This window comes from Herbaspirillum sp. UBA812 (assembly GCF_002296545.1).
Lineage (GTDB): Bacteria > Pseudomonadota > Gammaproteobacteria > Burkholderiales > Burkholderiaceae_D > Herbaspirillum > Herbaspirillum huttiense.
This window is the reverse complement of sequence record NZ_DBIC01000324.1, coordinates 1-7,285: the sequence shown is the minus strand read 5'-3', so window position 1 is coordinate 7,285 and position 7,285 is coordinate 1. Positions and strand designations below refer to the sequence as shown.

At 62.8% G+C, this 7,285-nt stretch carries 7 protein-coding genes; 1 reads left to right on the top strand and 6 read right to left on the bottom strand.

Features of this window, described 5'->3' with window-relative positions:
* Positions 1 to 173: 173 nt before the first annotated feature.
* Complete coding sequence (locus B3873_RS21850; RefSeq protein WP_286869060.1) at positions 174 to 911, bottom strand: type 1 glutamine amidotransferase; 738 nt, start codon at positions 909 to 911, stop codon at positions 174 to 176.
* 263 nt (positions 912 to 1,174) lie between these two features.
* Here B3873_RS21850 and B3873_RS21845 point away from each other — a divergent pair, with 263 nt between their 5' ends.
* Positions 1,175 to 1,408 (top strand): type II toxin-antitoxin system Phd/YefM family antitoxin, encoded by a 234-nt coding sequence (locus tag B3873_RS21845; RefSeq protein WP_286869058.1) that lies wholly within the window; start codon positions 1,175 to 1,177, stop codon positions 1,406 to 1,408.
* A 111-nt stretch (positions 1,409 to 1,519) separates the two neighbouring features.
* On the opposite strand, the gene gabD is transcribed toward B3873_RS21845, so the two are convergent.
* The 5 genes from gabD to B3873_RS21820 form a co-directional block, all read right to left on the bottom strand.
* On the bottom strand, positions 1,520 to 2,977 hold the full coding sequence (gene gabD / locus B3873_RS21840) for an NADP-dependent succinate-semialdehyde dehydrogenase (protein ID WP_286869056.1): 1,458 nt from the start codon (positions 2,975 to 2,977) through the stop codon (positions 1,520 to 1,522).
* Positions 2,978 to 3,009: 32 nt separating this feature from the next.
* Entirely contained in the window at positions 3,010 to 3,843 is an 834-nt protein-coding gene (locus B3873_RS21835) for an ABC transporter permease (protein ID WP_034341087.1), read from the bottom strand.
* A gap of 27 nt (positions 3,844 to 3,870) precedes the next feature.
* The gene (locus tag B3873_RS21830) at positions 3,871 to 5,154 is read right to left on the bottom strand and encodes an ABC transporter permease (protein ID WP_286869054.1); all 1,284 of its coding nucleotides are present in this window, start codon (positions 5,152 to 5,154) and stop codon (positions 3,871 to 3,873) included.
* An 83-nt stretch (positions 5,155 to 5,237) separates the two neighbouring features.
* Positions 5,238 to 6,281: an ABC transporter substrate-binding protein gene (locus B3873_RS21825; protein ID WP_039789044.1), complete on the bottom strand. Its 1,044-nt coding sequence runs from the start codon at positions 6,279 to 6,281 to the stop codon at positions 5,238 to 5,240.
* A gap of 169 nt (positions 6,282 to 6,450) precedes the next feature.
* Positions 6,451 to 7,285, bottom strand: an 835-nt coding sequence (locus tag B3873_RS21820; protein WP_286869051.1) for an ABC transporter ATP-binding protein, incomplete at its 5' end; no start/stop codon positions are given.

Sequence of the window (7,285 nt, the reverse complement as noted above, 5' to 3'; positions counted from 1 at the left end):
GCTTGCAGGCCGGGCGCCTGCAGCGGGTCATGAGCGAGTTCGAAGAGCCGCCGCTGCCGATCCACGTGCTCTATCCGGAAGGGCGGCGCTCACCGGCCAAGGTGCGGGCCTTCATTGACCTGGCGGTGAGCCGCCTGCGGGCGCATCCTGCGTTCCACTGAGCGCAGTCGGGTTCATCCGTAATACGCAGGGTCGCGTACCGAAATACGCAGGGGGCGGTCCAGCTGTCGCGTCCACGCTGCGTAGGTCTGGTCGGCGACCAGGCGCAGGGCGGCGATGCGTTCGGGCAGATGAGCGAGGATCTGTGCCTGGCTTTGCGCAGCCGGGCCGGGTGCGCACAGCAGTTCGTCGCGTCCGGCCGCACACCAGTTGCGCACGCTCTCTTCGGTCACTTCCAGATGGCCCTGGAAACCCCATTGCTTGCCGCGCATGAATCCCTTGTTGAGGCAATGGCTGCCATACATGGTGCGCACCGCGCCGGTGGGGATTTCGAAGGTGTCGTAATGCCAGTTGAAGATGGTGACCTGGCGTGCCAGTCCCATGCGCTGCTGTGCCGGTGGCGTGACCCAGACCGGGCTCCAGCCGATGTTGGCGCAGAGGTTGCGGCTGACCTGCGCCCCCATGCTCCGGGCCAGCAGCTGGGCACCGAAGCAGTGGCCCAGCACCGGCACGTCGCGGGCCAGGGCATCTTGCAGGAGGGCGTGTTCGGCATGGATCCAGGGCAGGTCTTCATTGACGCTGTGGTCGCTGCCCAGCGTGACGATGCCGGAAAACTGGCTGGCATCGCGCGGGGCGTTGCCTTCTGCGACGGGATGGAACAGGCGATAGGGCAGGGCGTGTTGTTCCAGATGATCCAGCAGGACACCGGGGCCCTGTGTGCTTTCATGCTGGAGGATGGCGATCGGTCTCATAAACGAGGGACGGGCTTGGGCCGGTCCGTAGTGGAGGAGACGTCAATGTAGGATGGGGGACGTAAACGGCGGGTTGTATTTTCGAGTGGGGGTGTAAACATCCTGTAAAGCCGCTGACCTGATCAAGGACGGGCAGGCCACACGGGAGCACTCATCGTGAAGAACGAGGGTGTCGTTAAAATGACTTGTATGCGTAGTCATTTCGTTGCATGGTGTGAAAAGTCTTTGATCCATGCCGTCGTCGTTTCATGAAGAGGTGATCCATGCAAGGCAACCAAGTATCCAAGACGGAATTCAAGGCCAAGGCGCTGGAATATTTCCGCCAGGTGGAAGCCTCCGGCGAAAGCGTAGTGGTGACCGACCACGGCAAGCCCACCGTGGAAGTCCGTCCGTTTCGGGCCGCCGAGCGTGCGCCGCTGACTATCCTGGCGGGCTCGGTATTACGTTACGAAGACCCTACTGAGCCGCTCGATGTGGAGTGGGAGGCGGGCGAATGATCGTTCTCGATACGTATGCCAAAATTCGCGCCTACCCGCACGTCAAGACCATCTCGTGAAAAGGCCGCCACGATGGCGGCCTTCGACGTGTGTGCCATGCAGCGGACGCTCTTAGATCCCCCCCATGCACAAATACTTCACGACCAGGTAGTCATCAATCCCGAAGTGCGACCCTTCGCGCCCCAGTCCCGACTGCTTGACGCCGCCGAACGGTGCGACTTCATTGGAGATCAGCCCGGTATTGATGCCCACCATGCCCGACTCCAGCCCTTCGGCCACACGCCAGATGCGGCCGATGTCGCGTGAATAGAAATAGCTGGCCAGCCCGAATTCGGTATCGTTGGCCAGGGCCACCGCTTCCTCATCAGTCTTGAAACGGAACAGCGGTGCCATCGGACCAAAGGTCTCTTCACGGGCCACCTGCATGGCCGGTGTCACATCGGCCAGCACGGTCGGCTCGAAGAAGCTGTGGCCCAGCGCATGGCGCTTGCCGCCCAGCAGCACGCGGGCTCCCTTGCTGACCGCATCGGCAATGTGCTGCTCCACCTTCTTGACGGCCTGCTCGTTGATCAGCGGACCTTGCGTCACGCCGTTCTCCATGCCATCGCCGACCTTCAGTTTCTTGACCGCTTCCACCAGCTTGGCAGCGAAGGCGTCATACACCCCATCCTGCACGTAGAGCCGGTTGGCGCACACGCAGGTCTGGCCGGCGTTGCGGTACTTGGAGGCAATCGCGCCTTCCACGGCGGCATCCAGGTCGGCATCGTCAAAGACGATGAAGGGCGCATTGCCGCCCAGTTCCAGCGAGAGCTTCTTGATGCTCGATGCGCTCTGTTCCATCAGCAGCTTGCCCACGCCGGTGGAGCCGGTGAAGCTGATCTTGCGCACGATGGGGTTGGAGGTCATCTCGCCGCCGATGTCCTTGGCGCTGCCGGTGACCACGCTGAACACGCCTGCCGGAATGCCCGCGCGTTCGGCCAGCACGGCCAGCGCCAGTGCCGAGAAGGGCGTGGCTTCAGCGGGTTTCAAGACCATCGGGCAGCCGGCGGCCAGTGCCGGACCGGCCTTGCGGGTAATCATTGCAGCGGGGAAATTCCACGGCGTGATCGCCGCGCAGACGCCGATGGCTTCCTTGATGACCACGATGCGGTTCGACGGCGAGGGCGAAGGAATGGTGTCGCCATAGGTGCGCTTGCCTTCCTCGGCAAACCATTCGATGAAGGAGGCGGCGTAGCCGATCTCGCCCTTGGCTTCGGCCAGGGGCTTGCCCTGCTCGGCCGTCATGATCAGCGCCAGGTCGTCGGCATTGGCCATCATCAGCTCATACCAGCGGCGCAGGATGACGCTGCGTTCCTTGGCGGTCTTCTTCTTCCAGGCCGGCCAGGCGGCGTTGGCGGCTTCGATGGCGCGGCGGGTCTCGGCTGCGCCCATCATGGGCACGCTGCCCAGCAGATTGCCGTTGGCGGGGTTGTAGACCTCGTGCTTGCCAGCTTGGTCGGCATCGCACCACTGGCCGTTGAGATAGGCCTGCTGGCGCAGCAGGGAAGGATCTTTGAGTTGTTGCAGCATGTCAGGTCTCCGTAAAAGTGGGGGGAGCAGGCTCAGAAGCGCGCGGCCGCCTTGTTGCGCCCGCGCAGCCATTCCAGGGCCAGCAGCAGGCAGGTCGAAAACAGAATCAGGATCGTCGCCAGGGCGGCGATGGTCGGGCTGATGTTGTCCTTGATGCCGGCAAACATCTGGCGCGGCAAGGTGGCTTGCTCAGGCCCGGCCACGAACAAGGTCAGAACCACTTCGTCGAAAGAAGTTGCAAAAGCGAACAAAGCCCCCGAGATCAGGCCCGGCGCGATCACCGGCAAGGTGATGCGGAAGAAAGTACGCAGCGGACTGGCCCCCAGGCTCAGGCTGGCCCGCACCAGGTTGTGATTGAAGCCCTGCAGCGTGGCCAGTACCGTCGTGACCACGAAAGGCGCACCCAGCGCAGCATGCGCCAGGATCAGGCCAAGGTAGCTGTCGGACAGGCCAATGCGGGCAAAGAACAGATACACCCCCACGCCGACCACCACCACCGGCACGATCATGGGCGAGATCAGGATCGCCATCAGGATGCCCTTGCCACGGAAGTCCGACTTGTTCAGGCCGACGGCGGCCAGCGTGCCCAGTACGGTCGCGATGACGGTAGCCGCCGGTGCCACGATGAAACTGTTCTTGGCGGCACGCACCCATTCATCGGAGCTGAACAGGTTCTCGTACCAGCGCAGCGAGAAGCCCTTGATGGGATACATCAGGAAACTGCTGTCGGAGAACGACAGCGGGATCATCACCAGGATGGGCGAGAGCAGGAACAGCAGCACCAGCAGGTTGAAGCCGCGCGAGGCAAAGAACCAGGCGCGTTCCACCAGCGAGGTGTAGGGCGGGAAGAGAGGCGGTTTGTTCATGGCGTACTCCTTGGATTCTTCAATGGCTCAGCTGATGCCCACATCGACCTTGGCAAAGCGGCGATAGACGCCATACAGCACCAGGGTCGCCGCCAGCAGCAGGGCACCCAGCGCGCAGGCCATGCCCCAGTTGATGGTGGTGTTGATGAAGTAGGCGATGAAGTAGCTCACCATCTGTTCGTTCGGTCCACCCAGCAGCGCCGGGGTGATGTAGTAGCCGCCGGCCATGATGAAGACCAGCAGCACGCCCGCGCCGATGCCCGGATAAGTCTGCGGCACATACACGCGCCAGAAGGCGGCGAAGGGATGGCTGCCCAGCGAGACAGCGGCCTTCAGGTAAGTGGGCGGCACCGATTTCATGACGCTGTAGAGCGGCAGGATCATGAAGGGCAGGAGGATGTGCGTCATCGAGATATAGACCCCGACGCGATTGAACACCAGCTCCAGCGGCGACTGTGTGAGACCGGCCAGCATCAGCGCCTTGTTCACCAGTCCTTCGGATTGCAGCAGCACGATCCATGCGGCCACGCGCACCAGGATTGAGGTCCAGAAGGGAATCAGCACCAGGATCATCAACAGGTTGGCACGGCGCTCCGGCATGGTGGAGAGCCAGTAGGCCAGCGGATAGGCCAGCAGCAGGGTGATGAGGGTGACCACCGCGCTCATCCACAGCGTGCGGCCGAAGATGGTGCGGTAGATCGCCGATTCAGGAGCAGCCGCTTCAATGTCGCCGAAGACGTTCTGGCGCAGGTCCAGCGAGGCCAGCAGATAGTAGGGGGAATAGACCGAGCCGTTCTGGGCGATCACGCGCCACACTTCCGGCTGGCCCCATTGTGCATTGAGGGCGATGATGGCCTCGCGCGCGGCGGCGGGGCTCAAGGCTTTGCCATCGGCATCGCGCAGCGGCATGGCACGCGCAGTACCCATCACCAGCGAGCGCGAACCGGACAATTCGATATTGAGACGGCGCGCCAGGTTGCCGGCGGTGGTGTCTTCCTTGGCACGGGCCAGATCTTCCGCGAGCGCTGAAAACGCCTGGTCGGGCAGGGCCGACTTGCGATCCCACTTCGACAGCACCGCCACGGTCTGCGGCAAGGTGGCGGCCACTTCCGGATTCTCGATGGCGCGCTGCAGGAGGGCCACGATGGGCGCCACGAAAGTCAGCAGCAGGAAGATCGCCAGCGGCGCGATCAGGGCCAGCGCACCCAGGCGTTTGCGGGTCTGGGCGGCGCGCAGTTCGCGCTTGAGTTGCTGCGGATCAGGTTCGGCCAGGGGCATGGCGGCGGCGGAGCGGGTGGCGATGGTGGTCATGTCTCGGGTGTCCGGTGGCAGCGGAATTCAAGGCAGCGATCCCGCCTGTAATTGCGGGATCGCTGTCGTTACGGCGTGCAGGCTTACTTGGCGATCCAGGCAGCGAAGCGCTGTTCCAGCTCTTCACCGTGGTCGGTCCAGAATTGCAGGCTCAGCTGCACCGCATCCTTGGCATTGGCCGGCGAGGTCGGCAGGTTGCCCAGGGTCTTGGCATCCAGCATCTTCAAGGCGCCCTTGTTGACCGGGCCATAGGCGATGTTGTTGGCGTAGACCTTCTGGTTTTCCGGCTGGCTGACGAAGTTGATGAACTTCTCGGCCAGTGCCTTGTTCGGCGAACCCTTCGGGATCACCCAGTAATCCAGGGTGTAGACGCTGCCGGCCCACACCACCTTCAGGTTCTTGCCTTCGCGCTGGGCGGCATCGATGCGGCCGTTGTAGGCGTTGGCCATGACCACGTCACCCGAGGCCAGGAACTGCGCCGGCAGGGCACCGGCATCCCACCACTGGATGTTGGGTTTCAGTTGATCCAGCTTCTTGAAGGCGCGATCCACGCCTTCCTTGGTGGCCAGGACCTTGTAGACATCCTTGGTCGGCACGCCGTCGGCCATGAGTGCGAACTCCAGGTTGTACTGGGCGCTCTTCTTCATGCCGCGCTTGCCGGGGTATTTCTTGGTATCCCAGAAATCGGCCCAGCCGGTCGGTGCGGTCTTGAGCTTGTCGGCGTTGTAGGCCAGCACGGTGGACCAGACGAAGGCACCCATGCCGCATTCGCTCACCGTGGCTTCGGGGATGTAGTCATCCTTCTTGATGGTCTTGGCCAGGTCGAGCTTTTCGATCAGGCCATCATCACAGGCGCGGGTCAGGTCGCCGCCGTCGATTTCCACCACGTCCCAGCTGACCTTCTTGGTCTCGACCATGGCCTTGACCTTGGCCAGTTCGCCGTTGAACTCGGCGGTCACGACCTTGGTGCCGGTGCTCTTCTGGAAGGGCTCGACGTAGGCCACCTTCTGGGCGTTGCCATTGGCACCGCCGAAGTTGACCAGGGTCAGTTCCGCGGCGGAAGCCGCGCCGGAAAACAGCAGGCCCAGGAAGAGCGGGGACAGCAGGGCAGGTGTCAGGCGTTTCATTGTTGTTCCTCGTTGGTTATCGTGCGTGTTGACTGTGTTGAACTAAGGTAGAGCCGAGCGGCAATCTGAGTTGCCTCGCTCATCAAGCGGTACTGCTGAACATCAGGTGCGACAAAAGAACAAAAACGGAATAACTCAAAAAACCAAGTAAACGGGGAGTGTGGGGAAATCAGAGGAAGCAGCGCAGACGATCCTGCGCCACATGCAGGACCACGCTGCTGCCTTCGCTCAGTCCCGCCAGTGCCGGGTCGGAGAGGGAGAGTTTGACGAAGCAGTCTTCCTGCCCCGTCACCGTGCAGCGCACGCGCACGTGATCCCCAAAATAGATCAGCCCGGCGATGGTGGCGCGGATGCTGTTGGGTTCGGCACTGCCGCCTGCGGCCAGGCGGATGCGTTCCGGGCGCACGCAGGCGGTGATGCTTTGTCCGGCATGGGCGCGATGCACGTTCAGGCCGGTGATCACCGTGCCATCGGCCAGGCGCACCGTACAGTGTTCGCCCTGGACCGTTTCCACGCTGCCCTTGAGACGGTTGTTGTCGCCGATGAAGTTGGCGACGAATTGATTGTCCGGATATTCGTAGAGCTCGGTGACCGGGGCCAGCTGCTGGATCACGCCCTGGTCGAAGACGGCCACGCGGTCCGACATGGTGAGCGCTTCGCTCTGGTCGTGGGTGACGTAGACGAAGGTCACGCCCAGGCGCTTGTGCAGGGCCTTCAGTTCGAGCTGCATGTGTTCGCGCAATTGCTTGTCGAGCGCGCCCAGCGGTTCATCCATCAGCACCAGTTGCGGATCGAACACCAGCGTGCGCGCCAGCGCCACGCGCTGCTGCTGGCCACCGGAGAGCTGGGTCGGATAACGGTCACCGAATTTTCCCATCTGCACCATGTCCAGCGCCTGCTTGACCTTGGCTTCGCGGGTGGCGCGATCCATCTTGCGCACCGACAGCGGATAGGCCACGTTCTGCGCGATGGTCATGTGCGGGAACAGCGCATAGTTCTGGAAC

Coding starts and splice junctions, on each gene's coding strand:
- B3873_RS21850 (WP_286869060.1), bottom strand. CDS start 911: ATGAGACCGATCGCCATCCTCCAGCATGAAAGCACACAGGGCCCCGGT.
- B3873_RS21845 (WP_286869058.1), top strand. CDS start 1,175: ATGCAAGGCAACCAAGTATCCAAGACGGAATTCAAGGCCAAGGCGCTG.
- gabD (WP_286869056.1), bottom strand. CDS start 2,977: ATGCTGCAACAACTCAAAGATCCTTCCCTGCTGCGCCAGCAGGCCTAT.
- B3873_RS21835 (WP_034341087.1), bottom strand. CDS start 3,843: ATGAACAAACCGCCTCTCTTCCCGCCCTACACCTCGCTGGTGGAACGC.
- B3873_RS21830 (WP_286869054.1), bottom strand. CDS start 5,154: ATGACCACCATCGCCACCCGCTCCGCCGCCGCCATGCCCCTGGCCGAA.
- B3873_RS21825 (WP_039789044.1), bottom strand. CDS start 6,281: ATGAAACGCCTGACACCTGCCCTGCTGTCCCCGCTCTTCCTGGGCCTG.